The sequence below is a fragment of the Pseudundibacterium arcticum genome, assembly GCF_042646465.1.
GTDB classification, from domain to species: domain Bacteria; phylum Pseudomonadota; class Gammaproteobacteria; order Burkholderiales; family Burkholderiaceae_D; genus Undibacterium_A; species Undibacterium_A arcticum.
This window is the reverse complement of record NZ_JBHRTP010000032.1, coordinates 189,442-214,684: the sequence shown is the minus strand read 5'-3', so window position 1 is coordinate 214,684 and position 25,243 is coordinate 189,442. Positions and strand designations below refer to the sequence as shown.

Below are 25,243 nucleotides of genomic sequence, written 5' to 3'. Positions count from 1 at the left end.
TCTCCGGCTCGCCGCCTCGTCCTCGACCTACTATGCCGTTTGCTGACTTCTGCATGCGCATCCCAACACCTCTCGATGTCGGTAGCACAAGGCACGCATGCAGATCTCCCCGGGTATTGCGCACCCACCTTCACGCTTATGCCTGTCGGATCTACGCCGTAGCCTTCCGTACAAGTATCGGGCTTCGATGAAATTGGACATCTCACCCGGCTACGCCGCCTCGTATCCGCTTCCTGTTCGACTCGGCGTCCCCGTCATGCCAGCGCTTTGCTTCCGGCTTCCTTCAGATTCGCAGTCGCCCGCGACACCCTTGCCTTCCGCTAACTCTTCCCCTTGTCGGGCAAGTAGAGGACTTTCACCTCCAAGTAGGTGCGCCCTGCCGGGCGCACCAATAAAAAAGACGGATCGCTCCGCCTTTTTCAAGTTTCATGGTCTGGGATGATTATTCGAGCCGGCCATGGCACTGCTTGTACTTCTTGCCGCTGCCGCAAGGGCAAGGGTCGTTGCGGCCGACTTTTGGCACCAGGTTGACCATAGGCTGCAGGGGCGGGCCCGGATTGGCCGCTGGCGCCAGCAGCTCTTCCGGTGCCGCATTCGGATTGAAGTCGGCATGCTCGTAATGCACGTTCGCAACCTGCTGCTGCGCCAGCTCCTCTTCGGCCGCTGCGATTTCTTCGCGCGTCTCGATGTGCACCGTCATCACGATCTTGATCACTTCATTCTTGATCATGTCGAGCATCTGGCCGAACAGTTCGAATGCTTCGCGCTTGTATTCCTGCTTCGGGTTCTTTTGCGCATAGCCGCGCAGATGGATGCCCTGACGCAGGTGATCGAGCGCTGCCAGGTGCTCGCGCCAGTGGGTATCGACGCTTTGCAGCATGATGCTGCGCTCGAAACCGGCAAAAGCTTCCTGGCCGACGATCGCGGTCTTCGCGGCATAGGCTTCGTCAGCGGCGGTCAACACGCGCTGCAGCAGATCCTCGTCGGTCAGATTCGGCTCGGCTGCCAGGATGCCGCTGAACGGCACGTCGAGCTGCCACTCGTTCTTCAGAGTCGCTTCCAGCGACTTCAGATCCCACTGCTCTTCGACTGATTCTTTCGGCACATAGGTACGGAAGATATCGGTGAACACGCCGTGCCGCAGCGACGCGATCAGGTCGGAGACGTCCTTCGACTCCAGCAGTTCATTGCGCTGCTGATAGATCACCTTGCGCTGATCGTTGGCGACATCATCGTATTCCAGCAATTGCTTGCGGATGTCGAAGTTGCGCGCCTCGACCTTGCGCTGCGCCGATTCGATCGAGCGCGACACGATGCCGGCTTCGATCGGCTCACCTTCCGGCATCTTCAGCCGGTCCATGATCGCGCGCACGCGGTCGCCGGCGAAGATGCGCAGCAGCGAGTCGTCCAGCGACAGGTAGAAACGCGACGATCCGGGGTCGCCCTGACGTGCGGCGCGGCCACGCAACTGATTGTCGACCCGGCGCGATTCGTGGCGCTCGGTGCCGACGATATGCAGGCCGCCGACCTCGACCACATGGTCGTGCAAGGACTGCCATTCATCGCGCAATTTTTGCGCTTGCTGCAGCTGGTCGGCGTCGGACAGCTGGTCGTCGGCCTCGATGAACTGGATCTGCTTTTCGACATTGCCGCCCAGCACGATGTCGGTGCCGCGACCGGCCATATTGGTCGCGATGGTGATGCCTTTCGGACTGCCGGCCTGGGCGATAATTTCGGCCTCGCGCGCATGCTGCTTCGCGTTCAGCACATTGTGCGGCAGCTTGGCCTTGGTCAGGATGCCCGACAGCAGCTCGGAATTTTCGATCGACGTGGTGCCGACCAGTACCGGCTGACCGCGACCGTAACATTCCTGGATGTCATTGAGCATCGCATTGTATTTTTCCTGCGGCGTCTTGTAGACCTGATCGTGGCGATCCTTGCGCTGGTTCGGCCGGTTCTGCGGAATCACGACGGTTTCGAGGCCGTAGATTTCCTGGAATTCGTAGGCTTCGGTATCGGCGGTACCGGTCATGCCAGCCAGCTTGCTGTACATGCGGAAATAATTCTGGAACGTGATCGACGCCAGCGTCTGGTTCTCGTTCTGGATCCGGACCCCTTCCTTCGCTTCGACTGCCTGATGCAGGCCGTCGGACCAGCGGCGGCCCGTCATCAGACGGCCGGTGAATTCGTCGACGATGATGACCTCATCGTTCTGCACCACGTAATGCTGGTCCTTGTGGAACAGCACGTTGGCGCGCAGCGCCGCATACAGGTGGTGGATCAGCGTGATGTTGGCGGCGTCATACAGCGATGCACCTTCCGGCAGCAGCCCCATCTGGGTCAAAATCTGCTCCGCCTTTTCGTGGCCGGCTTCGGTCAGCAACACCTGGTTCGCTTTCTCGTCCTTGGTGTAATCGCCCGGCACTTCGACCAGGCCCTTGCCGTCCGGCGTTTCTTCGCCGATCTGCAAGGTCAGCAGTTTCGGCACTTCGTTGATCTTGTGGTACAGATCGGTGTGGTTTTCGGCCTGTCCGGAGATGATCAGTGGCGTTCTGGCCTCATCGATCAGGATCGAGTCGACTTCATCGACGATCGCGAAATGGAGGCTGCGCTGCACCCGATCCTTGGCGTCGAATACCATGTTGTCGCGCAGGTAATCGAAACCGAATTCATTGTTGGTGCCGTAGGTAATGTCGGACGCATAAGCGGTCTGCTTGGCATCGTGCTCCATCTGCGACAGGTTGACGCCGGTCGACATGCCGAGCCAGCCATATAGCTTGCCCATCCAGTCGGCATCGCGCTGGGCCAGGTAGTCATTGACCGTGATCACGTGCACACCGTTGCCGGCCAGCGCATTCAGGTACGCCGCCAGTGTCGCCATCAGGGTCTTGCCCTCGCCGGTACCCATTTCTGCGATCTTGCCGTAATGCAGCACCATGCCGCCGATCAGCTGCACGTCGAAGTGGCGCATCTTCAGCACCCGGCGACCGGCCTCGCGGCACACTGCAAAGGCTTCCGGCAGCAGATCGTCGAGTTTTTCTCCGCTGGCAATACGTTGCTTGAAGGCCGGTGTCTTGGCCTGCAATTCGGCGTCGCTCAGCTGCTCCATCGCCGGCTCGAGTGCATTAATTGCGTTGACGGTTTTTTGATATTGTTTGAGCAGGCGCTGATTGCGGCTACCGAAGATCTGGGTCAGTAAGGACATGCGTGAATTCTTGAAAAAGCGCCGTAAAAAAAGACTCTATGCGGTCCATATTGTTACCGCATCGAGTCCGACTATGGCTAAAAAAACGATTTTAGCATGCGATACGCCCCAGATTGGGCTTATCCGCTGGGAAACAATAGCGGCCCCGGAAATGCTGTGACCGCCGCGATTTGCGTGTCTGCCTGGCAACGCGTGCCACCGTGATCCCGCAATGCAGGCACCTGTTGGCGCGGCCCGCATAAAGTTGCACTTTTTACTACACTCCATTCAGCATCACGCGCCATACCAAAATTACAACATTTCTCATTTTGGCTCGAGCGCCGCGATTTTTGCCTGATCGGCACCGGCCGACAGGAATTTCTGCGGGTTTTGCGGCACGCCCTTCACATGCACCTCGAAATGCAGGTGTGGGCCGGTGGAGCGCCCGGTAGTGCCGACGTCGGCGATATGCTGGCCGCGCTTGACGATGTCGCCGACCTTGACCAAGGTGCGCGAGGCGTGCGCGTAGCGGGTCACAATATCGTTGCCGTGATCGATATCGATCATGTTGCCGAACTGCGGATGATATTCCGCCGCGATCACGACCCCGCCCGCGGCCGCCACTATCGCCGTGCCGGTCGACGCCGGGAAGTCCAGTCCTTCGTGAAAAGTGCTGCGACCGGTGAACGGATCGATGCGCAGGCCAAAACTCGATGCCACATAATTCGCATCGACCGGTTGGCTGGTCGGCAGCAGCTTGGATTTGACCTTGAAGCTCATCAGCGTGCTCTCGACCACGTTCATGTAGTCGGAGCGATGCTCGACATCGACCGCCAGCGCGTCCAGCGCCTTCTGAAATTCGCTGATGGTCAGCGCATGCGCGGCCGGCGCAGCGGCGCTGCTCGGCTCGGCTCCGCCCTGCCCGGGCTTGTCTTTGAAATTGAATTCCTCCGGCTTGACGCCGGCCAGACCCTGGACCCGCTCGCCCAACGCGTCGAGCCGCATCAGTTGCGCCTGCATCGCGCCCAGCTTGACCGCCATCGCGGCCAGGTTTTCCTTCAGGTATTTGTCCTGCTTGACGCCGCCGTCATCGGGCGCACTGATGCCGACAAGGTCGCGCAGGAAGGGCAGTCGGCCGTCGGCCGCCAGCCGCAAGCCCAGCAACGACAGCAAGGCCGCACAGAGTAGCACCGAGCTCAGGAAAGCCAGGCCGGCCAGCACCACGTGGCGCGATCCGAGCGTGACCGACTTGGCTTGCGTAAAGCGCGGGTGCAGCAGAATTATTTGCATTGCGACTCCAGGAACTCATTGCTCGCCACGCAGCATTGTGGGGCCGGCTGTGATATGGTTTCGGGTGATGGCCACCACCTATTCCCCTTATCAGCGCAGCAGCGTACGCCGTAAACCAAGGACGGCGACCGGCGCCGCGGATTTGTTGCGCGCCGATGACGCGATGGCGGCCCTGCTGCCGACGGTCACACGCATGATCGCGTTGCAACGGGATTGCACCGCGCTGCTGCCCGCGATGTTTGCGTCGTGCGACGTACTGCAGTTCGATGCCGGTCTGTTGCTGCTGTCGATACCGAACGCCGCGCTGGCTGCCAAGCTGAAACAGCAATTGCCAAAATTGCAAGGTGAACTGCTCAAGTCGGGCTGGCAGGTTAATGCAATACGTCTCAAAGTGCAAGTAACGAAGAGCCTTTCAAAATCAACGATTCCCCGTCAATTAACGCTACCGTCGAAGGCCGTGTCGGCGCTCGCGGAACTCGGCGCCACGCTGGAAAAATCGCCGCGCAATGCCGGCCTGAACGCGGCGATCGCGGCATTGCTCGATCGGCGGCGCCACCCTGGCTGAAGCGGACAAGCTGACCGGTCAGCGCGCCCTGCCGGAACACATACTCCCATAGGTGCAGCGACATCATCGGAGTATTTGTTGTAAATATTCAATATACTCCACTAGCAATGCGAGTCAATGAGGCGACAGCGGAGCGGCTGCGGCCTGATCGCGGCGCGCGCCACAAAATTGAAAGAATTTGTAAGAGCCTCCGCTGCCAAGCTGGTGGCCGCGCCCGTTGTTACGCTACGTGGCCCGGCTTGCCTGACACGCGCGACGGTATTCCGTCGCGGCCTTGCGTAGGCCCTTCGCCCGCTCGCGACCGAGCATCACGCCGGTGCTGGAACGGCGGCCTGATCGGCGCATGCGTGACTGACCTGCTGATTCAGGTTGTTACTGACGTAAAAAAGCCGTCTCGCGACGGCTTTTTTGTTGAACCATGTCCCGCCCTAAAAATTGATGCCGGTATCAATAGATTGCGATTGATTCACGCGCAGGACAGAGCGGCCTCTACAGGAGTATATAAACCACCGTGAGCACTAAAGCTCAAGTCAGTGCCCACTCGTGCGCCGCCTGGCGCGCATACGACGGCGGCGCCGCGGCGATGTTGTCGAAGGTGACGATCTCGTAGGCATCCGGTTGCGCCAGCAGCGCCCGCAACAACTGGTTGTTGAGGCCATGGCCGGACTTGTGCGCGGTATAGCTGGCCAGCAGCGGATGGCCGACCAGATACAGGTCGCCGATCGCGTCCAGAATCTTGTGGCGCACGAATTCATCTTCATAGCGCAGACCGTCGGCGTTCAGGATCCGGTATTCGTCCATCACGATCGCGTTTTCAAACGAGCCGCCGCGTGCCAGCCCGAGGCCGCGCAAGGTCTCGACATCCTGCATGAAGCCGAAGGTGCGCGCGCGCGCGACGTCTCTGACGTAGGACACCTTGCTGAAATCGACCTCGGCGGTCTGGGTCGTGCCGTCGACTGCGGGGTGGTTGAATTCGATGAAAAATTTCAGCTTGTAACCGTCGAACGGTTCCAGCCGCGCCCATTTCTCGGATGCGCCCTGACCTTCGCGGATCTCGACTAGCTGCTTGACGCGGATGAATTTCTTGGCGACGTTCTGCTCCTGCAATCCGGCCTGCTGTAACAGGAACACAAAGGACGATGCCGAGCCGTCCATGATCGGGATTTCTTCCGCGCTGACGTCGATGATCAGGTTGTCGATGCCGAGGCCGGCGCAGGCCGACATCAGATGTTCGACGGTGGACACCTTGGCGCCATCCTGCATCAGCGTCGACGCCATCCGGGTGTCGCCGACAGCGAGCGCCGCGGCCGGGAACTCGACCACCGGCGTCAGATCGACGCGTCGAAACAGGATTCCGGTATCTGGCGCGGACGGTCGCAACGTCAATTCGACCTTGGTGCCGGAGTGCAATCCGACGCCGACGGTCTTGACGAGCTGTTTGATGGTGCGTTGTTTGAGCATCCCAGAATTATAGCAACTTACCGGTGAGTCAATTGATACGCACGAGCCGCTCTGTCGGATAATATCAACGCTTAGCCGATGCGCTTGGCGGCGCCCGCGTAGGTAGCCCTGACGCAAGTTGCCAGACTTCTCATCGCCGCAAAAAAAACGGCGCCGTGAAACCACCCGGTGCCGTTCTAATATTGTCTGGACGTACGCAAAAACCACGAAAAATCGCAAACTGTATTGTCGTTCCTGCCCTTCGACAAGCTCAGGATAAACTGGCCTGCGGCCAAGCAGGAACCCAGCGTCGTTGGTTGATCAACGACAGACACTGGATTCCCCCTTGCAGGGCGCATCTGCGCTTGCACGCGCAGATCGTTTCGCAGGCGGGCAGCGGGCTGTCCGAATTCCCTGCTACACCCTGCGCGGGAATGACACGGTAAGTTTTAGTAATACTCTGCGTAATTCCTAATTGCTTTACTACTACCGCCAAACCGGATTAACCCAATTGGGTCAGCATCGTCTCGGCGTTCGACACTTCGAAATTGCCGCCCTGCTCGACGTTCAACTGCTTGACCACGGCGTCTTCAACCACCATCGAATAACGCTGCGAGCGCGTGCCCATGCCGAATTTTGAAAAATCGGCGTCCAGGCCGAGCGCCTTGCTGAAGTCGCCATTGCCGTCCGCCATCATGCGCACGATACCGGTCGCATGCTGATCGCGGCCCCACGCGCCCATCACGAATGCGTCGTTGACCGAGATGCACCAGATTTCATCGACGCCCTTGGCCTTCAGGTCGGCGGCGTGCTTCACATAGCCCGGCACATGTTGCGCGGAGCAGGTCGGGGTGTAGGCGCCGGGCAGGCCGAAGATGGCGATCTTCTTGCCTTTGGCCAATTCACCGACTTTGAAGGTATTCGGTCCGAGCGCGCAGCCTTCGGTGGCGGTTTCGATGAATTCGGCAAGTGTGCCTTCTGGTAGTTTGTCGCCGATCTTGATGGTCATGATTTGCTCCTTTGTATGGGATGGGAAAGCGCCGACTGAGATGCGCAACGCAGATGAGAAAGCGTGCAGGCCGCAAGTATGCCTCAGCCGGAATTTTTGTGCAGAAGACAAAAGACTGGCGTATTGATTTGGTTTTGAATTTGCCGTTCCGCTTTGGCGCTGCCGTTGGTGCGGGACAGAAAATGGATCAGAAATGTCCGTTGTCTGAGGTGAAGCAGGGATTTCGCGGGGCAAGCCCCGCGCCTGCGTAACGGTCTCCGCTTGCAAGCGGAGATGCGCCCTGCAAGGGCAGCGAGTTTCGGACATTTCCCATTTTTGGTCTCGCACCAACGGGAGAGGGAGTTTGCGCTTACACGCGCAAACCGTTCCGCGGGCGGACAGCATGCTGCCCGAATTCCCCACTACACCCCCGAAGGGGCAGCGACTGTGCGGTCGCGTTTTTTGGCTTAGCTTTTTTGGCGAGACAAAAAAGGTAAGTGGCTGCCGGGCCACTCCCGGCCAGCGATCTCAAAACAATTCACGCAGCAAATGAAGACGACGATTTGCGACCGAAGCCCATCCCCATCCCAGCCTTCCCCTTGAAGGGGAAGGAGTCATTCAACCCCTCGCCCGCACGCGGGCGAGGGGCTACCCCACTCAATCCGCTTGCTTGCGCAGGAAAGCCGGGATGTCGTAGGTCTCCATCCCGTTCTTCTCCAGCGCACGCACGGTTTCCGACGCCGACTCGCGACGCCATACCGCCGGCGCCTTCAGTCCATCGAACGATGGCGTGTGCGCGGTAGTCGGATGCATCGGATTCGATACCGCCGCCGCGCCGCCCATCGCCATCATCGGCTCGTTGTGGGTACCGGTGCGCAGCATCGGCGTCTGCACCAGTTGCATCGCCTTCTTGGCGCGCCCGAGACCGGTGGCAACCACGGTGACGCGGATGTCGTCACCCATCGTGTCGTCGTACGCGATGCCTTGCGCGATCGAGGCGTCGGGTGCGGCAAAAGCGCGTACCGCCGCCATCACTTCCTTGATTTCCTTACCTTTCAAGCTACGGCTGGCAGTGACGTTGACCAGCACGCCGCGCGCGCCCGACAGGTCGATGCCGTCCAGCAGCGGCGATGCGACCGCCTGTTCCGCTGCGATGCGGGCGCGATCGATGCCGGATGCGGTGGCGGTTCCCATCATCGCCTTGCCCTGCTCGCCCATGATGGTCTTGACGTCGTTGAAGTCGACGTTGATGTGGCCCGGCACGTTGATGATCTCGGCGATCCCGGCGACCGCGTTGTTGAGCACGTCGTCGGCATGCTGCAGCCATTCCATCATGGTGTCGTCTTCGTAGATCTCTTCCAGTTTTTCATTGAGGATGATGATCAGCGAATCGACATGCAGCGACAGCGCTTCCAGCCCTTCGTCCGCGATGTCCATGCACTTCTGGCCTTCGTACGAAAACGGCTTGGACACCACCGCGACGGTCAGCGCGCCGAGCGACTTGGCGATTTCGGCCACGACCGGCGCGGCGCCGGTACCGGTGCCGCCGCCCATGCCGGCGGCGATGAACACCATGTGCGCACCGCGCAGCGCGTCCTCGATGCGGGCGCGCGACTCTTCCGCCAGCTGGCGGCCGACTGCCGGCTTCATGCCCGCACCCAGACCGGTCTCGCCGATCTGGATCACGTTATGCGCCTTCGATGTAGCGAGCGCCTGTGCGTCGGTGTTAGCGGCGATGAATTCCACACCCGACACACCCTTGTTGATCATGTGCTGGACCGCGTTGCCGCCCGCGCCGCCGACGCCGACGACCTTGATTACGGTACCTTGTGTTGCGTTATCGACCAAGTCAAACTCCATGATGCGCTCCCTATCAAGATGCGGTTTTTAGTCGCTAGGCATCACGCGGTGTGACGCCTAGCGACTAAAAACAGCGGTTAACTCAAAATTTATTTTTCACAACATCCGGCAAAACCAGATCAAGCCCTGCAAAAACCAGAATTTCAGGGTGTATAACAAAACTTCCCTTGAATTACCTGCTTAGTACAACAGTAATACAACGAGTATATAAATACAACAAACTACCAGACAAAAATTGATCTCGATCGTTCGGTCGTATTCAGCGGCCAGTTCAGCGGCCAGACCGGTCGTTTAAAAATTTCCCAAAAACCATTCCTTCATGCGCTGCCAGATCGCCTTGGCCTGTCCCTGCTGGCGGGTGACGATATTGCCGCGCTGATACTGCCGTTTTGCTTCCAGTAACAGGCCCAGCACGGCCGCGTAGCGCGGGCTGCGCACCACGTCGGCCAACTGACCACGGTAGTCGGGTGTGCCGAGCCGTGCCGGCTTCAGGAAGATGTCTTCCGCCATCTCGACCATGCCCGGCATCATTGCCGAGCCGCCGGTCAGCACCACGCCGGACGACAGCACTTCTTCGTAACCCGACTCGCGCACCACCTGGTGCACCAGCGCGAACAATTCTTCGACGCGCGGCTCGATCACGGCTGCCAGCGCCTGGCGCGACAGGGTGCGCGGACCGCGATCGCCCAACCCCGGCACTTCCAGGTGCTCGCCGGGATCGGCCAGCACCTGTTTCGCGACGCCGTAGCGCAACTTGATTTCTTCGGCTTCCGAGGTCGGCGTGCGTAGCGCCATCGCGATGTCGTTGGTGATCTGGTCGCCGGCAATCGGGATCACTGCGGTGTGGCGAATCGCGCCCTCGGTAAACACCGCGACCGCGGTGGTGCCGCCGCCGATGTCGATCAGCACCACGCCCAGTTCCTTTTCGTCGGGCGTCAGCACCGCGTCGGCCGACGCCATCGGCTGCAGGATCAGATCGGACACTTCCAGTCCGCAGCGACGCACGCACTTGACGATGTTCTGCACCGCCGACACCGCGCCGGTGACGATGTGTACCTTGACCTCCAGCCGGATGCCGCTCATGCCGATCGGCTCGCGCACGTCTTCCTGGTTGTCGACAATGAATTCCTGCGGCACGGTATGCAGCAATTGCTGGTCGGTCGGGATATTGACCGCCTTCGCGGTTTCGATCACGCGCGCGACGTCGGTGGCGGTGACTTCCTTGTCCTTGATCGCGACCATGCCGCTGGAATTGAAGCTGCGGATATGACTGCCGGCGATCCCGGTGTAGACATTCCTGATCTTGCAGTCTGCCATCAGCTCGGCCTCTTCCAGCGCGCGCTGAATCGACTCGACGGTCGCCTCGATATTGACGACTACGCCTTTCTTGAGTCCTTTCGACTCATGCTGGCCCAGGCCGATCACCTCGTGACGGCCGTCCGGCATCACCTCGGCCACCACCGCGACCACTTTCGAGGTACCAATATCGAGTCCGACGATCAGGTTTTTTGCGTCTTTTGTCATCTCGTTCCGCTTACTTTTTTTTGCTTATTTTTGGGTTGACCATCTGGTCCGAATGCCATCCCGCTGGCCTTGAGAGCCAAACCATTCGGATAACGCATATCCACGCTTTCAATACGATCCTGCAAACGCGCCAGTAACTGCGGATAAATCGTGGTCAGGCGATCAACCCGCTCCTTCAACGTGGTCTTGTCGCGCTCGCGCCCGAGTTCGACCGTCATGCCGTTGTTGAGCTTGACCGACCACGCGTAACGGCTCGACAGTTGCACCGATTCCGGCGCCAGATGGATCGGCGCGAACCATTCGCGCAATTGCGCAAATTGGGTCACCACTTCCTTTTCGCTGCCGGCCGGGCCACCAAATTCCGGCAGTTCGCCGTCCTCTTCCGCCTCGTCCAGATTGGCGGTAAATACTTCGCCCTTGACCGACAGCAGACGCCCGGCATCGCCCCAGGTACCGAGCGGCTGATGCTCTTCAATCTCGACAATCAGCCGGTTCGGCCATTCGCGCCGTACCGTGGCCTTGCTAACCCACGGCACCGCCTCGAACGCGACCCGCGCCGCATCCAGATTGGTGGTAAAAAAATTGCCTTTGATGCGTGGCAACGCGGTGCCTCTGATGGTCAGCGCATTGACGTGACGCAGTTCCGCGTGCGCGACGCCTTCGACCCGGATCAGCTTGAGCGTAAACATCGGTCGCTGCGCCAGCCACCAGACGCCCGTGGCCAGCAGGACGAGCGCGAACAGACCAAGTAGTGCATTGGTCGTTGCGTTCAGCATCCTGATGTCTTGCCACATGGCGTTGTCCGTTTTCTTGTTGGTGTGGCGGCTAAGCCGGCTTCCAGTCCTGCGACGGCTTCAATTCCAGCGCCGCCGAAGCGAGTATCTCGACGCACAGATCTTCGTAACTCATGCCCGCCGCCTTGGCCGCCATCGGCACCAGCGAATGGCCGGTCATGCCGGGTGACGTGTTGATCTCCAGCAGGAATGGTTCGTCGTCGCCGTTGCGCAGCATGAAGTCGACCCGCGCCCAGCCCTTGCAGCCGGCGGCCTTGTAAGCCCGCACCGCAATTGCCTGGATCTGCCCGGTCAGATCAGAGTTGAGCGGCGCCGGACACAGGTACTGGGTGTCGTCGCTGAGGTATTTGTGCTCGTAGTCGTAATTGCCGCCCGGTGCGCGAATCTCGATCACCGGCAGCGCCCGCGCCGAACTGCCGGCGCCAAGTATCGCCACGGTCAGCTCGCGGCCCTGAATGAATTCTTCCGCCAGCACCACCTCGTCGAACTTCGCGCACAGCGCAAAACCGTCCTGCATGTCCGAATAGCCGTTGATCTTGCTGATGCCGATGGTCGAACCCTCGTGCGGCGCCTTCAGCATCAGCGGCAGCCCCAGCACGTCCGGCACCTTGCGCAGCTGTTCGCGCGACATGCCATCCGCTTCCAGCACCAGGAAGCGTGGCGTCGGCAGGTCGTAGCTTTGCCAGATGCGTTTTGTCATGACCTTGTCCATCGCGATGGCAGAGGCCATGACGCCGGAGCCGGTATATGGAATGCCCAGTTGCTCCAGCGCGCCTTGCAGGCTGCCGTCTTCGCCATAGCGTCCATGCAGCGCAATGAACACGCGATCGAATTTTTCGGCTGCCAGTTCGGCCAGGCTGCGCTGCGCCGGATCGAATCCATGCGCATCGATGCCCTTGCTCTGCAACGCCTTGAGTACGCCATTGCCCGACATGAGAGACACTTCGCGCTCGGCCGAACGGCCTCCGAACAGCACGCCGACCTTGCCGAATGCACTGGGGTCGGTAGGGACCGGTTTGCTCATGATTTATCCTGTCCAAAAACCTGCATCAATTTCGCCGGCACCGCACTGATCGAACCGGCGCCCATCGTGATCACCACGTCGCCATCCCTGACCAGGCTGGCGATCGTCGCGGGCATGTCGCCGATGTCTTCCACGAACACCGGCTCGACCTTGCCGACCACGCGCAGCGCATGGGCCAATGTGCGCCCATCAGCGGCCACGATCGGCGACTCGCCGGCCGCATAGACTTCGGCCAGCAGCAAGGCGTCGGTCATCGACAGGACCTTGACGAAATCCTCAAACAGGTCGCGGGTACGGGTATATCGATGCGGCTGGAATGCCAGCACCAACCGCCGCCCTGGATAGGCACCACGAGCGGCCGCCAGCGTCGCTGCGGTCTCGACCGGATGATGGCCATAGTCATCGACCAGCGCAAACGAGCCGCGCGGCTTGCCGTCGGCATCGGTCAGGCTCAGCTCGCCGTGACGGGTGAAGCGACGACCGACACCGTTAAATTCGGTCAGCGCCTGTTGCGTTGCGCTATCGGCGACTCCCACTTCACGCGCGATGGCAATCGCGGCGCAGGCGTTCTGAACGTTGTGCATGCCGGGCTGATTCAGGCTGACCGACATCGGCGCATAGCCATCCTGGATCACGGTGAACTGCATGTGTCCGCCGACCGCCCTGGCGTCGACCGCGCGCACATCGGCATCTTCATGAAATCCGTAGGTAGTGATCGGCTTGGAAATCATCGGGATGATTTCACGCACATTTGGATCGTCGATGCAGAGCATCGCGCGGCCATAGAACGGCAGGCGTTGCGTGAATTCGACGAAGGCCTGTTTCAATTTCGCGAAATCGTGGCCATAGGTTTCCATATGGTCGGCATCGATATTGGTGATGACTTCGATCACTGGATACAGATTCAGGAACGATGCGTCCGACTCGTCCGCTTCGGCCACGATGAAGTCGCCGGTGCCCAGCTTGGCATTGGCGCCGGCGCTGTTCAAACGGCCGCCGATCACAAACGTCGGATCGAAGCCGCCTTGTGCCAGGATACTGGCCACCAAACTGGTGGTGGTGGTCTTGCCATGGGTGCCGGCAATCGCGATGCCGCGCTTGAGGCGCATCAGTTCTGCCAGCATCAATGCCCGCGGCACGATCGGAATATGCTTTTCCCGTCCGGCGATGACTTCCGGATTGTCCTGATTGACTGCAGTCGAGGTCACGATCGCATCGGCCTTGTCGATGTTTTCGGGGGCGTGCCCGAGCGTCACTTTCGCGCCCAGACTGGCGAGACGCTGAGTCGCGGCATTCGATCCGAGATCCGAGCCGGACACCGTGTAGCCGAGGTTGATCAGCACTTCGGCAATGCCGCTCATGCCGCTGCCGCCGATTCCGACGAAATGGATATTCTTGACCTTGTGTTTCATGTTCTCAGCTCACTGGCGGCGCGGCATGTGCCGTGTAGATGGGACGCCGGACGACCGTCCGGCTTGGTGCCAATCCCGACGAAATGAATATTTTTAACTTTATGTTTCATGATTTGTTTGCTGCTCCTGCCAATTCTTCCAATACGTTGGCGATCGTTTGATTCGCATCGCGTTTGCCGATGGCATGCGCGGCGCTCGCCATCTCCAGACATCGTTCGCGCGTCAACCCCTGCAGTAACTCCGCCAGCCGCTCCACTGTCAGTTCGCTCTGCGGCAAATGGATCGCGGCCTTCTGATCGGCCATCCAGACTGCATTCTGGCGCTGGTGCGAGGTGGTCGACACCATCAGCGGCACCAGCACGCTGGCGACACCGGCGGCGGTCAGCTCGGACACGGTGATCGCGCCGGCGCGGCAGACTACCAGGTCGGCCTGCGCATAGCGCCGCGGCATGTCGTCGATGAAGCTGAGCACTTCGGCTTCGACCTGCCCCTTGCCATAGGCAGCGCACACGGCACCGGCCTGCTGCTTGCCGGCCTGATGCGTCACCGTGGGACGGACCTGTTCCGGTATGCGTGCCAACGCCGCAGGCAGACATTCATTCAATACCGTGGCACCCAGGCTGCCGCCGACCACCAATATGTGCAGCGGACCGCTGCGATTGGCAAAACGTTGTGCCGGCAATGGCAGCGCCATGATCTCGGTCCGCACCGGATTGCCGGTCACCAGCGCCTTGCTCGCGGCACCACCGAAATCGGCCGGGAAGCCGAACAGCACCCGCTGTGCCAACGGCGCCAGGGTCTTGTTCGACAACAGCAGCGCGGCGTCGGCATTCACCAACGCCACCGGGATACCGCGCAATTTCGCCATCACGCCGCCGGGCACGGTCACGTACCCGCCCATGCCGAGCACCACATCGGGCTTGCGACGGCCCAGGATGCCGAAACAGCTGACGCAACTGGCGACCAGCTTGAACGCGCCGCGCAGCGTATGCATGGTGCCCTTGCCGCGCAATCCGGAAAAATCGAGTGTATCCATCTCGATGCCGTGTTTTGACACCAGCTCGCGCTCCATGCCGTGAAGCGTGCCGAGCCACGACACTTGCCAGCCGCGCGCCTTCATCGTCTCTGCAATCGCCAGACCGGGGAAGATATGACCACCGGTGCCGGCCGCCATGATCAGCAGTCGCTTTGGCATCCGCGTATTCATTCGAGCACTCATACGCGCCCTCCCCGCATCAGTACCCGGTTCTCATAATCGATCCGCAGCAGAATCGCCAGCCCGACGCAATTGATCAGCACGCCCGAACCGCCGTAGCTCATCAGTGGCAAGGTCAAACCTTTTGTAGGAAGCAGGCCAAGATTGACGCCCATATTGATGAAGGCCTGGACCCCGATCCAGATGCCGATCCCTTTCGCGGTCAAACCGGCAAAGGTCAGGTCGATTGCGATCGCCTGGCGCCCGATTTCAAATGCGCGTTTGATGATCCAGTAAAACATCACCACCACTACCAGCACGCCGACAAAGCCGAGCTCTTCGCCGATTACGGCCAATAAGAAATCCGTGTGCGCTTCCGGCAGATAGTGCAGCTTTTCGACACTGCCGCCGAGCCCGACCCCAAACAGTTCGCCGCGGCCGAACGCGATCAGCGAGTGCGACAGCTGATAGGCTTTGCCCAGGGAGTTCTCTTCCGTCCACGGATTCATATAGGCAAAGATCCGCTCCCGCCGCCACGGCGACAGCATGATGACCAGGCTGAAGATCCCGACCAGCGTGGCACCGATGCCGCCGAACCAGATGCCGTTAATCCCGCCTAGGAACAGGATCCCCATCGCGACGCAGACGATTACGCCAAACGCGCCAAGATCCGGCTCCAGCAACAGCAACAGGCCGACCACCGCGACCGCCATTGCCATCGGCATGAAGCCCTTGGTGAATTTATGCATGAACTGCTGCTTGCGCACCGTGTAATCGGCGGCATACAGGACCACGAACAGCTTCATCAATTCCGACGGCTGCAGATTGAACACCTTGAATGACAACCAGCGCTTCGCGCCATTGACGCCCTTGCCGATACCGGGCACCAGCACCAGCGCCAGCAGTACCAGCGTGGCGACAAACAAATAAGGGGCCGCGCGCTGCCAGGCTTCGATCCGGATCCGGAATACGAACATGCCCGCCAGCAGCGAGACGCCGATGAACATGGCCTGACGAATCAGGAAGTGCGCGTTCTTGTAGCTCGCGTATTTCGGCGAATCCGGCAACGAAATCGAGGCCGAATACACCATCACCATCCCCAGCAGCATCAGCAGCAGCGTGACCCATACCAGTGGCTGGTCGTACTCCATCATCTTGGAGCGCTGCGTCAGGCTATTCAGCGGCCGCTGCTCCGGCGCCGACCAGGATGGCATGAACGATGGTATGCCGAGCTTCATACGGTGACCTCGCCGCGCGACAACGCAATTTCACGGACTGCATCGATAAAGACCTGGGCCCGGTGTGCATAATTGTCGAACATGTCGAGGCTGGCGCAGGCCGGCGACAACAGCACCGCATCGCCGTCCTGCGCCAGATTGGCGGCCGCTTGCACCGCCTGCTCCAGGGTCGCGCAATCGGTCAGCTGGACCCCTGCATTCTGTAGCGCGGCGCGCACGGCTGCGCCGTCCTTGCCGATCAGGAATACCGCGTGTGCATAGCGTCCGACCGGTTCGGCCAGTGGACTGAAATCCTGGCCCTTGCCATCGCCGCCGGCAATCAGCAGCAGGTGCGCACGCACCATGCCCTGGCCTGCATTCTTGCTGGAACCGAGGCCATTCAATGCGGCGACGGTGGCGCCGACATTGGTGCCCTTGCTATCGTCGTAGTATTCGACCCTGCCGATGGTGGTAACCAGCTCGACCCGATGCGGCTCGCCATGATATTCGCGCAGCCCGTGCAACAAAGGCGCGAACGGCAGGCCGATCGCACGGCACAGGGCCAGCGCTGCGAGTGCATTGACCGCATTGTGCTGGCCACGAATCTTCAGCGCATCGGCCGGCATCAGGCGCTTGACGGTCACCGGCAGTTCGACCGGGTCATATTTGCGGCGGCGCTTGTGGTGGCCCTCGCTGCGGCCCTCGTCGTCACCTTCTCCCGTAGCGGCCACGCACAGCCATTGCATGCCGCGTTCGCTCTGCAGACCAAAGGCATGGTCCTGCGCCGGTTCGGCCGCACCGAAGCTCATGATGGGCGCCTGCGGCGTCGCCATGCGCATCACGCGCGCGTCGTCGCGATTGAGCACGCGCACCGTATTCGCGCCAAAGATTCTTGCCTTGTCGGCGGCATAGGCGTCCATGTCGCCGTGCCAGTCCAGATGATCCTGAGTGATATTGAGTACCGTCGCCGCATCGGCCTGCAGGCTATAGGTGGTGTGCAATTGGAAACTCGACAGTTCCAGCACCCACACCTGCGGCAGCGCCTGGTTGTCGATCGCCTCGCGCAGCACGTCGAGTGCCGCAGGGCTGATGTTGCCGGCCAATTGCACCGTCATGCCGGCGCGCTGGCACAGCAGGCCGACCAGGCTGGTGACCGTGGTCTTGCCGTTGGTGCCGGTAATCGCGATCAGCTTCGGCGCGTACTCGCGCTGCGCGCGTAATGCGGCCAGTGCCTGCGCGAACAATTCAATCTCGCCCCAGACCGGCATATTGCGCTGCTCCGAGGCGGGCAGAATTTGCGCCAGTTCGCGCGTCGGCGCGAGACCCGGACTGACGGCGACAAAATCGATTCCATCGAGCAAAGTGGCGGAAAAAGGCGCACCGATAAATTCGGCGTCCGGCAAGGCCTGCCGCAATGCCGGCAAACGCGCAGGCTGCTCGCGGGTGTCGGCCACGCGCAAGGTCGCGCCGCAACGGGCCAGCCATTGCGCCATCGCCAGCCCGGATTCACCGAGGCCGAGTACCAGTACGTGTTTTCCTGCGTAATCCATTTAGCTTTGTGTCATTTCGCACGGTTTGAACTTGGTTTCAATACGGTGTCAACGCAATTTCAAGGTCGACAGACCAAACAGCACCAGCATCATCGAGATGATCCAGAAACGCACTACTACCTGCGTCTCTTTCCATCCCTTCTGTTCAAAATGGTGATGCAGCGGCGCCATCAGCAGTATTCGCTTGCCGACGCCATATCTTTTCTTGGTGAGCTTGAAGTAGGCCACCTGCATCATGACCGACAAGGTCTCGACCACGAAGATGCCGCCCATGATGAACAACACGATTTCCTGGCGCACGATCACGGCGACGGTGCCGAGCGCGCCGCCCAGCGCGAGCGCGCCAACGTCGCCCATGAAGACCTGGGCCGGATGTGCATTGAACCAGAGGAAAGCCAGGCCGGCACCGGCCATCGCGCCACAAAATATCAACAACTCGCCAGCGCCGGGAATGTGCGGAATGAACAGGTATTTCGAATAGGTGGCGTTACCCGTCAAATACGCAAAGATGCCCAACGCGGTGCCGACCATCACGGTCGGCATGATCGCCAGCCCGTCCAGGCCATCGGTCAGATTGACTGCATTGCTGGTGCCGACAATCACGAAATAAGTCAGGGCGATGAAGCCCCAGACACCGAGCGGATAGCTGATCGTCTTGAAAAACGGCACGATCAGATCGGCCTTCGGCGGCAGGTCCAGATTGAACCCGGATTGCACCCACGCCACAAACAATTGCCAGACCTTGGTATTGGTCGGCGCCGATACCGAAAACGCGAGATACAGCGCGGCGACGATGCCGATCAGCGACTGCCAGAAATATTTCTCGCGCGACGCCATTCCGTTCGGGTCCTTGTAGACCACCTTGCGGTAATCGTCGACCCAGCCGACCGTGCCGAACCCGAGCGTCACCACCAGCACCACCCAGATGAAGCGATTCGACAGATCGGACCAGAGCAAGGTCGAGACGCCGATCGCGATCAGGATCAGCACGCCACCCATGGTTGGCGTACCGGATTTGACGAGGTGCGTTTGCGGACCGTTGGTGCGTACCGCCTGCCCGACCTTCATCCGGGTCAGCATGCGAATCACGGCCGGACCAGCGAATAATCCAATCGCGAGCGCGGTCAGGGTCGCGAATACCGCGCGAAATGTAATGAAGTTAAAGACCCGCAGCAGGCCGATATCCTGTTTGAAAAATTGTGCAAGCCAGAGCAGCATGTCAGTGGGCTTCCCTTGTTGGTTCGTTGATCAGATGCTGGACCAGCCGCTCCATTTTCATGAAGCGTGAGCCCTTCACCAGCACCGTGGTGTCCTTGTTTGTGACCGCATCGAGCGCCTGCTGCAGCGCACCCAGATCGTCATAATGTTTCGCCTGGGTACCGAAGGCGGTGGCGGAATGCTGCGCCAGCTGGCCCAGGGTAAACAGCAGGTCGATGCCGCGCGCATGCGCATAGGCGCCGATTTCTTCATGGAACTGACGGCCCTCGTTGCCGACCTCGCCCATATCGCCCAGCACCAGCACTCCTACGCCATCAGCTTGGGCCAGCACATCGATTGCCGCCCGCACCGAATCCGGGTTGGCGTTATAGGTATCGTCGATCACTTTGGCGCCGTTGAGCGCGGTTTTGCGCTGCAAGCGGCCGCTGACCGGCGCAAACGATTCCAGCCCATGCACGATCGCACCGAACGCGACACCGCTGGCAAAGGTACAGGCGACCGCGGCCAGTGCGTTGCGCACATTGTGGACGCCGGGGGCCGCCAGCTTCACCGCAAACGTATTGGCGCCGATGAACACTTGCATCTCGTTGCCGAACTCGCTGCCCTGAAAACTGCAGCGCACATCAGCATCGTCGGACAGACCAAAGGTGACAATCCGGCGCTGGCCGCTGCTGCGCGCATAACCGCGCCACAACGGCGAGTACTGGTCGTCGGCCGGAAACACGGCGATGCCGTTCCCCGGCAGGCCGCTGATCACGGCCCCGTTTTCCTGCGCGACCGCATCGACACTGGCCATGAATTCCTGATGCTCACGCTGCGCGTTGTTGACCAGCCCGATAGTCGGCTGTGCGATCGCGGTCAGCATGGCAATCTCGCCGGGATGATTCATCCCCAACTCGACCACTGCGGCCTGGTGCGCCGCAGTGAGCCGCGCCAGGGTCAGCGGCACACCAATTTCGTTATTCAAGTTGCCGCGGGTCGCCAGATAGCCATCGGCGCCGAACGCGGCGGCCAGGATCGACGCGATCATTTCCTTGACCGTGGTCTTGCCGTTGCTGCCGGTCACGCCGATCAGCGGCAAGGCAAACTTGTTGCGCCAGAAACGCGCAACCTGGCCCAGCGCGATGCGTGTATCCGGCACCACCAGCGCCGGAATGTTCAGCCCCTGCGGCAAACGATCGACCACCACGGCCGCCGCGCCTTGCGCCGCAACCTGGGGCAGAAAGTCGTGGGCGTCGAAATGTTCGCCGCGCAGCGCGAAGAACAGATTGCCAGCGGCCACGTTGCGGCTGTCGGTACTGATGCCGTCGCACTGCGCGTGCACGGCGCTATGGTTGACAATGGTCGCATTGACCGTCATCGCATTTGGCAGCGCGCCTTGCAACTCCATCAGCGTGGCCCGCATCAGAGCGCCCTCCCCATCGTCGCGCGCGCCGCCAAGGCCAGTGCGGCATGGTCGGTATCGGAAAAGGAGAGTTTCTTGCCCATCACTTCCTGGGAACTTTCATGGCCTTTGCCGGCCAGCAGTATCACGTCGTTCTTTTCAGCATGGCGCACCGCAGACAGGATCGCGGCGGCACGGTCGTCGATCGCCTGTGGCGTCGACGTCATGCCGGCCAGAATCTGTTCGATGATCTGGTGCGCATTTTCACTACGCGGGTTGTCGCTGGTGACCACCACGTGATCGGCCGCTTGCGCGATCGCACCCATCTGCGGCCGCTTGCCGGGGTCACGGTCACCGCCGCAGCCGAACACGCACCACAGCTGACCGTGTCGCTCCTGCGCCACCTGACGCAACGCAGCCAGGGTTTTTTCAAGCGCGTCGGGTGTGTGCGCATAGTCGATCACGATCATCGGTGCGTCGGCGCCACCCAGTTGTTGCATGCGTCCGGGCGCCGGCGTCAGCGCTTCGAGCGCGCCGACTGCAGCGTGCAAATCGACCGCCTTGGCCAGCAGCACGCCGAGCACGCCCAGCACATTGCTGACATTGAAGCGCCCGACCATGTTGATTTTTACCGCGCTCGATCCATAAGGCGTGTCGAGCTGGAATTCGGTGCCGGCATGGCGGCTGCGGATATCGGTCGCACGCAGGATCACGACGCCGGGCAGATTTGGCACCTCGCCGTCATCCTGCAGCGTGTAGCCGATCAGCGTTAATTTATCCTGGTAGGCATGCGCCAGGCGCAAGCCCATCTCGTCGTCCAGGTTCACCACGCCATAGCGCAATCCTGGCCAGTCGAACAGGCGGGTCTTGGCCACCTCGTAACTCGCCATGTCGCCGTGATAATCGAGATGGTCACGGGTAAAATTAGTGAACACCGCAACGTCGACATGCAGGCCGTTCAATCGCCCCTGATCGAGGCCGATCGACGACGCTTCGATCGCCAGCGCGCTGGCACCGGCCGCGTGCAGCGCGGCCAGTTTGCGTTGCAGCAGTACCGCATCGGGCGTGGTGTAACCGGTTTCGTCGTGGGCGCCGGATTCGCCGTGCTGGTACAGGCTGACGCCGAGAGTGCCGATCACCGCGGTTGACTGTTCCAGACGCGACAGCGCGTTGCCGATCCATTGCGCACTGGAAGTCTTGCCGTTGGTACCGGTCACCGCGACGGTATACATATCGGCATCGGGCCGTCCGTAATACGCGTTGGCGACATGCCCGGCGGCCAGCTTCAGGTCGGCGAGCGCCAGATGCGGCACGTTCCAGTCATCGTTCCAATCGAAATCCGTGCCATCGAACAGCACTGCCTGGGCGCCACGGGCAATCGCGTCGGCGATGAAATGGCGGCCATCGGCGCTATCACCCGGATAAGCCAGAAACACGTCTCCCTGCGCAATGCTGCGCGAATCGGATGACAGCTGGGCGCCGGGCGCAACTTCGCGCAGCCAGTCCAGGATCTCGTTCAAATTGGTGGGCGTTATCGTCATTACATGCTCTCTTCGATACTGTCGGCCGGAATGATGATATTCGTCACTGAGGAATCGGGCGCCACGTTCATCGCGCGCAGCGCGTTGGCCGCGACCGTGGCAAACACCGGCGCCGCGACGTCGCCGGCCAGATGACCCGACGTCGGTTCGTCGATCATCACCGCAACGATGATGCGCGGGTTGGAAGCCGGCGCGAAGCCGACGAAGTCGCCGATGTATTCCTTCACGTATTTGCCGTGGACGATCTTGTAGGCGGTCCCGGTCTTGCCGCCGACCCGGTAGCCGGGCACTTGCGCTTTCGGCGCCGTCCCTTCCGGACTGACCACCGACTCCAGCATGCCGCGCATCTGGAGCGCGGTCTTTTCGGAAATCACGCGTTGGCCGACCGGCAGGTCATGCATTTTCTGGAACGACAGCGGAATGATGTCGCCATTGCGCGCAAAAATCATGTAGGCGCGCGCCAGCTGGATCAGCGATACCGAAATGCCGTGGCCATAGCTCATCGTCGCTTGCTCGATCGGGCGCCATGACTTGTATGGCCGCACCCGGCCGGCGACCGCGCCGGGGAAGCCGAAACGCGGCTGCTGACCGAAGCCGACCGTGGTAAACATTTCCCACATGTCCTGCGGCGGCATTTGCAGCGCGATCTTGGCGGTGCCGATGTTCGACGATTTCTGGATGATCTGGCTCACACTCAGCAAGCCGTGCGCGTGCGAGTCGCCAATGGTGGCGGTGCCGATCGTCATCCTGCCGGGCGAAGTCTGGAAGGTGGTCGACGGCGTCACCCGATTGGTATCGAGCGCCAAGGCCACCGTGAACGGCTTCAGGGTCGAGCCCGGCTCAAAGGTGTCGGTCAGCACACGGTTGCGCAGCTGCGCACCGGTCAGGATCGCGCGGTTGTTCGGGTTATAGCTGGGCAGGTTGGCCAGTGCCAGCACCTCGCCGGTCTTCACATCGAGCACGATGATTCCGCCGGCCTTGGCCTTGTGTTTTTCGACCGCCTCCTTCAGTTGCGAGAACGCGATGAATTGGATCTTGCTGTCGATCGACAGGGTCAGGTCCTTGCCGTCATGCGGTTCGCGCACCGCGCCGATATCCTCCACCACACGGCCGAGGCGATCCTTGATCACGCGCCGGCTGCCGGTCATGCCGACCAGACTCTTTTGCGACGACAGCTCCATCCCATCCTGGCCGGCGTCTTCGACGTTAGTGAAGCCGACCACGTGCGCCATCACATCGCCTTCAGGGTAGAAGCGCTTGTATTCCTTGCGGGTCTCGATGCCGGTGATGCCAAGGCGGACGATCTTGTCGGAAGTGTCCTGCTCCACCTGCCGCTTCAGATAAACGAAATTGCGGTCCGAATCGAGCTTCTTGCGCAACTCGGCGTCGCTCATATCGAGCAATTGTGCCAGCTGGCGCAGCTTTTCCGTCGGTGCGTCGGCCACGTCGTCGGGAATCGCCCAGATCGCCTTTACCGGCACCGAGGATGCCAGCACCTGGCCATTGCGGTCGGTGATCTTGCCGCGGGTGGCCGGCAATTCGAGGGTGCGCGCATAGCGCGACTCGCCCTGTTTCTGCAGGAAATCGGTCGACAGTCCCTGCAGCCACAACGCGCGGCCGGCCAGCGCCAGAAACGCGGCGAACAGCGCGAACAGCACGACCCGCGAGCGCCACGCCGGCAGCCGCGTCGCCAATACCGGATTGGCGGAAAACGGTACGCCTTTCGACGCCGCCACCCGCGATGCGCCGGTGCCTGTCGCTTTGCGCGTCATTTGCCCCCCACCATCAAATACTGGGTGCGGGCAGCGGTCAGTGCCTGCATGTGGAGGTCGCGGCGGGCATTGGTTTCGATCCTGGCGTTCTTGCCGAGCGTCGATTGATCGAGTTGCAGCTGCGCCCACTCAATATCGAGCTGGCGCGCCTGCGATTGCGCGCGTTCCAGTTCGATAAACAGGCGGCGCGACTGGTATTGCGCGTTCACCAGCGACAGCGCACAGATCACCAGCAAGCCGGTCAGCAACAGGTTCAGGCGGCCGCTCATGGCGCGCTCCGGCCGGTTCGGGCGGCTCGGCCGGATTGATTGTTGGACGGACTAACAGACACGCTAGCGGGCAGACGCTGGGCCACCCGCAGGATCGCAGAGCGCGCGCGCGGATTGGCCGCGACTTCCGCGTCCGACGGCTTCAGTTTTGCCACCAGCCTCATCTCGGGTTGCGGCAGGTCGACCGCGCGGATCGGCAGCCGGCGGTCCGGCTGCGGCACATTGGCCTTGCCAGCCAGGAAGCGCTTGACGATCCGGTCTTCCAGCGAATGGAAGCTGATCACGGCCAGCCGTCCTTCCGGCGCCAGCAGCCGGAACGCCTGATCCAGCACTATTTCGAGGTCTTCAAGCTCTTGATTGATGAAAATCCGAATAGCCTGAAAGGTGCGGGTGGCCGGGTCCTTGCCTTTCTCGCGGGTCTTGACGGCGCTTGCCACGATCTGGGCAAGCTGTCGTGTGCTTGAAATTGGCGCGACTGACCGGCGAGTAACAATCGCCTTTGCAACCTGAAAAGCAAACCGTTCTTCCCCATAATCGCGCACCACCTTTTCTATGTTTTGTTCGGTTGCGGTCGCCAGCCATTGTGCTGCCGACTGGCCGCGCGTGGTATCCATCCGCATGTCGAGCGGACCATCGAGCCGGAAACTGAAGCCGCGCGTCGCGTCGTCGACCTGGGGCGACGAAATGCCCAGGTCCAGCAACACGCCATCGACCTGGGTGAGGCCGCGCTCGGTCAGCGCCGCCGTCATCGTCGCGAAGCTGTCGTGCACAATTTCAAAGCGCGGATCCGTGATCTGCTGGGCGGTGGCGATCGCCTGCGGGTCCTTGTCGAACGCGATCAGGCGGCCGCCCGCACCCAGATTGGCCAGCAGCTTGCGACTGTGGCCACCGCGGCCGAAGGTGCCGTCGACATACACGCCATCGGCGCGTGCGCCATTGATCGCGAGCGCATCGACCGCTTCGTCCAGCAACACCGTGCGGTGCTGGAAATCTGGCTCCGCCTGTGTCGTCATCGC

Annotated in this window: 20 protein-coding genes; 2 read left to right on the top strand and 18 right to left on the bottom strand. The window is 61.1% G+C overall.

Annotated elements, in window-relative coordinates; translation table 11 throughout:
* Positions 1–442: 442 nt before the first annotated feature.
* Positions 443–3,205, bottom strand: a complete 2,763-nt coding sequence (secA, locus tag ACFOFO_RS11820; protein ID WP_390322301.1) for a preprotein translocase subunit SecA — start codon at positions 3,203–3,205, stop codon at positions 443–445.
* 303 nt (positions 3,206–3,508) lie between these two features.
* A complete protein-coding gene (locus ACFOFO_RS11815) occupies positions 3,509–4,474 on the bottom strand; it encodes a M23 family metallopeptidase (RefSeq protein ID WP_390331587.1) in 966 nt (321 codons plus the stop codon).
* Between the two features lie 67 nt (positions 4,475–4,541).
* Between ACFOFO_RS11815 and ACFOFO_RS11810 the strand changes: the two genes are divergently transcribed.
* Positions 4,542–5,039: a hypothetical protein gene (locus ACFOFO_RS11810; RefSeq protein WP_390322299.1), complete on the top strand. Its 498-nt coding sequence runs from the start codon at positions 4,542–4,544 to the stop codon at positions 5,037–5,039.
* A gap of 525 nt (positions 5,040–5,564) precedes the next feature.
* Here ACFOFO_RS11810 and lpxC read toward each other — a convergent pair.
* Together lpxC and ACFOFO_RS11800 are read right to left on the bottom strand one after the other, a co-directional pair.
* On the bottom strand, positions 5,565–6,500 hold the full coding sequence (gene lpxC, locus ACFOFO_RS11805; protein ID WP_390322298.1) for a UDP-3-O-acyl-N-acetylglucosamine deacetylase: 936 nt from the start codon (positions 6,498–6,500) through the stop codon (positions 5,565–5,567).
* A gap of 481 nt (positions 6,501–6,981) precedes the next feature.
* Positions 6,982–7,488: a peroxiredoxin gene (locus ACFOFO_RS11800; protein ID WP_390322297.1), complete on the bottom strand. Its 507-nt coding sequence runs from the start codon at positions 7,486–7,488 to the stop codon at positions 6,982–6,984.
* A gap of 53 nt (positions 7,489–7,541) precedes the next feature.
* Between ACFOFO_RS11800 and ACFOFO_RS11795 the strand changes: the two genes are divergently transcribed.
* Positions 7,542–7,739 carry a hypothetical protein gene (locus ACFOFO_RS11795; protein WP_390322296.1) on the top strand — a complete coding sequence of 66 codons (198 nt, stop codon included), beginning with the start codon at positions 7,542–7,544 and terminating at the stop codon, positions 7,737–7,739.
* A 385-nt stretch (positions 7,740–8,124) separates the two neighbouring features.
* On the opposite strand, the gene ftsZ is transcribed toward ACFOFO_RS11795, so the two are convergent.
* The 14 genes from ftsZ to rsmH form a co-directional block, all read right to left on the bottom strand.
* The gene (gene ftsZ / locus ACFOFO_RS11790) at positions 8,125–9,327 is read right to left on the bottom strand and encodes a cell division protein FtsZ (protein ID WP_390322294.1); all 1,203 of its coding nucleotides are present in this window, start codon (positions 9,325–9,327) and stop codon (positions 8,125–8,127) included.
* 291 nt (positions 9,328–9,618) lie between these two features.
* Complete coding sequence (ftsA, locus tag ACFOFO_RS11785) at positions 9,619–10,851, bottom strand: cell division protein FtsA (protein WP_390331585.1); 1,233 nt, start codon at positions 10,849–10,851, stop codon at positions 9,619–9,621.
* Positions 10,848–11,645, bottom strand: coding sequence for a cell division protein FtsQ/DivIB (locus ACFOFO_RS11780; RefSeq protein WP_390331584.1), 798 nt, complete (start codon positions 11,643–11,645; stop codon positions 10,848–10,850). The genes ftsA and ACFOFO_RS11780 overlap by 4 nt, the downstream gene beginning before the upstream one ends.
* A 31-nt stretch (positions 11,646–11,676) precedes the next feature.
* Positions 11,677–12,669: a D-alanine--D-alanine ligase gene (locus ACFOFO_RS11775; protein ID WP_390322292.1), complete on the bottom strand. Its 993-nt coding sequence runs from the start codon at positions 12,667–12,669 to the stop codon at positions 11,677–11,679.
* A complete protein-coding gene (gene murC / locus ACFOFO_RS11770; RefSeq protein ID WP_390322291.1) occupies positions 12,666–14,081 on the bottom strand; it encodes a UDP-N-acetylmuramate--L-alanine ligase in 1,416 nt (471 codons plus the stop codon). Before murC ends, ACFOFO_RS11775 begins: the two co-directional genes overlap by 4 nt.
* A gap of 106 nt (positions 14,082–14,187) precedes the next feature.
* Positions 14,188–15,276 carry an undecaprenyldiphospho-muramoylpentapeptide beta-N-acetylglucosaminyltransferase gene (murG, locus tag ACFOFO_RS11765; RefSeq protein WP_390322290.1) on the bottom strand — a complete coding sequence of 363 codons (1,089 nt, stop codon included), beginning with the start codon at positions 15,274–15,276 and terminating at the stop codon, positions 14,188–14,190.
* A gap of 20 nt (positions 15,277–15,296) precedes the next feature.
* A complete protein-coding gene (ftsW, locus tag ACFOFO_RS11760; RefSeq protein ID WP_390327860.1) occupies positions 15,297–16,490 on the bottom strand; it encodes a putative lipid II flippase FtsW in 1,194 nt (397 codons plus the stop codon).
* A 20-nt stretch (positions 16,491–16,510) separates the two neighbouring features.
* Positions 16,511–18,043 (bottom strand): UDP-N-acetylmuramoyl-L-alanine--D-glutamate ligase, encoded by a 1,533-nt coding sequence (gene murD, locus ACFOFO_RS11755; RefSeq protein ID WP_390322288.1) that lies wholly within the window; start codon positions 18,041–18,043, stop codon positions 16,511–16,513.
* A gap of 48 nt (positions 18,044–18,091) precedes the next feature.
* Positions 18,092–19,261: a phospho-N-acetylmuramoyl-pentapeptide-transferase gene (gene mraY, locus ACFOFO_RS11750; protein ID WP_390331582.1), complete on the bottom strand. Its 1,170-nt coding sequence runs from the start codon at positions 19,259–19,261 to the stop codon at positions 18,092–18,094.
* A 1-nt stretch (position 19,262) separates the two neighbouring features.
* Positions 19,263–20,666 (bottom strand): UDP-N-acetylmuramoyl-tripeptide--D-alanyl-D-alanine ligase, encoded by a 1,404-nt coding sequence (locus ACFOFO_RS11745; protein ID WP_390331580.1) that lies wholly within the window; start codon positions 20,664–20,666, stop codon positions 19,263–19,265.
* Positions 20,666–22,186, bottom strand: a complete 1,521-nt coding sequence (locus ACFOFO_RS11740) for a UDP-N-acetylmuramoyl-L-alanyl-D-glutamate--2,6-diaminopimelate ligase (RefSeq protein ID WP_390322287.1) — start codon at positions 22,184–22,186, stop codon at positions 20,666–20,668. The genes ACFOFO_RS11745 and ACFOFO_RS11740 overlap by 1 nt, the downstream gene beginning before the upstream one ends.
* On the bottom strand, positions 22,186–23,958 hold the full coding sequence (locus tag ACFOFO_RS11735) for a peptidoglycan D,D-transpeptidase FtsI family protein (protein WP_390322285.1): 1,773 nt from the start codon (positions 23,956–23,958) through the stop codon (positions 22,186–22,188). Before ACFOFO_RS11735 ends, ACFOFO_RS11740 begins: the two co-directional genes overlap by 1 nt.
* A complete protein-coding gene (gene ftsL / locus ACFOFO_RS11730) occupies positions 23,955–24,227 on the bottom strand; it encodes a cell division protein FtsL (protein ID WP_390322284.1) in 273 nt (90 codons plus the stop codon). Before ftsL ends, ACFOFO_RS11735 begins: the two co-directional genes overlap by 4 nt.
* Entirely contained in the window at positions 24,224–25,240 is a 1,017-nt protein-coding gene (gene rsmH / locus ACFOFO_RS11725; RefSeq protein WP_390322283.1) for a 16S rRNA (cytosine(1402)-N(4))-methyltransferase RsmH, read from the bottom strand. The genes ftsL and rsmH overlap by 4 nt, the downstream gene beginning before the upstream one ends.
* Positions 25,241–25,243: the final 3 nt, after the last annotated feature.

What these genes read in the sequence shown, in the direction of transcription:
- secA (WP_390322301.1), bottom strand. Translation starts at nt 3,205, where the DNA reads ATGTCCTTACTGACCCAGATCTTCGGTAGCCGCAATCAGCGCCTGCTC.
- ACFOFO_RS11815 (WP_390331587.1), bottom strand. Translation starts at nt 4,474, where the DNA reads ATGCAAATAATTCTGCTGCACCCGCGCTTTACGCAAGCCAAGTCGGTC.
- ACFOFO_RS11810 (WP_390322299.1), top strand. Translation starts at nt 4,542, where the DNA reads ATGGCCACCACCTATTCCCCTTATCAGCGCAGCAGCGTACGCCGTAAA.
- lpxC (WP_390322298.1), bottom strand. Translation starts at nt 6,500, where the DNA reads ATGCTCAAACAACGCACCATCAAACAGCTCGTCAAGACCGTCGGCGTC.
- ACFOFO_RS11800 (WP_390322297.1), bottom strand. Translation starts at nt 7,488, where the DNA reads ATGACCATCAAGATCGGCGACAAACTACCAGAAGGCACACTTGCCGAA.
- ACFOFO_RS11795 (WP_390322296.1), top strand. Translation starts at nt 7,542, where the DNA reads ATGAGAAAGCGTGCAGGCCGCAAGTATGCCTCAGCCGGAATTTTTGTG.
- ftsZ (WP_390322294.1), bottom strand. Translation starts at nt 9,327, where the DNA reads ATGGAGTTTGACTTGGTCGATAACGCAACACAAGGTACCGTAATCAAG.
- ftsA (WP_390331585.1), bottom strand. Translation starts at nt 10,851, where the DNA reads ATGACAAAAGACGCAAAAAACCTGATCGTCGGACTCGATATTGGTACC.
- ACFOFO_RS11780 (WP_390331584.1), bottom strand. Translation starts at nt 11,645, where the DNA reads ATGTGGCAAGACATCAGGATGCTGAACGCAACGACCAATGCACTACTT.
- ACFOFO_RS11775 (WP_390322292.1), bottom strand. Translation starts at nt 12,669, where the DNA reads ATGAGCAAACCGGTCCCTACCGACCCCAGTGCATTCGGCAAGGTCGGC.
- murC (WP_390322291.1), bottom strand. Translation starts at nt 14,081, where the DNA reads ATGAAACACAAGGTCAAGAATATCCATTTCGTCGGAATCGGCGGCAGC.
- murG (WP_390322290.1), bottom strand. Translation starts at nt 15,276, where the DNA reads ATGCCAAAGCGACTGCTGATCATGGCGGCCGGCACCGGTGGTCATATC.
- ftsW (WP_390327860.1), bottom strand. Translation starts at nt 16,490, where the DNA reads ATGCCATCCTGGTCGGCGCCGGAGCAGCGGCCGCTGAATAGCCTGACG.
- murD (WP_390322288.1), bottom strand. Translation starts at nt 18,043, where the DNA reads ATGGATTACGCAGGAAAACACGTACTGGTACTCGGCCTCGGTGAATCC.
- mraY (WP_390331582.1), bottom strand. Translation starts at nt 19,261, where the DNA reads ATGCTGCTCTGGCTTGCACAATTTTTCAAACAGGATATCGGCCTGCTG.
- ACFOFO_RS11745 (WP_390331580.1), bottom strand. Translation starts at nt 20,666, where the DNA reads ATGCGGGCCACGCTGATGGAGTTGCAAGGCGCGCTGCCAAATGCGATG.
- ACFOFO_RS11740 (WP_390322287.1), bottom strand. Translation starts at nt 22,186, where the DNA reads ATGACGATAACGCCCACCAATTTGAACGAGATCCTGGACTGGCTGCGC.
- ACFOFO_RS11735 (WP_390322285.1), bottom strand. Translation starts at nt 23,958, where the DNA reads ATGACGCGCAAAGCGACAGGCACCGGCGCATCGCGGGTGGCGGCGTCG.
- ftsL (WP_390322284.1), bottom strand. Translation starts at nt 24,227, where the DNA reads ATGAGCGGCCGCCTGAACCTGTTGCTGACCGGCTTGCTGGTGATCTGT.
- rsmH (WP_390322283.1), bottom strand. Translation starts at nt 25,240, where the DNA reads ATGACGACACAGGCGGAGCCAGATTTCCAGCACCGCACGGTGTTGCTG.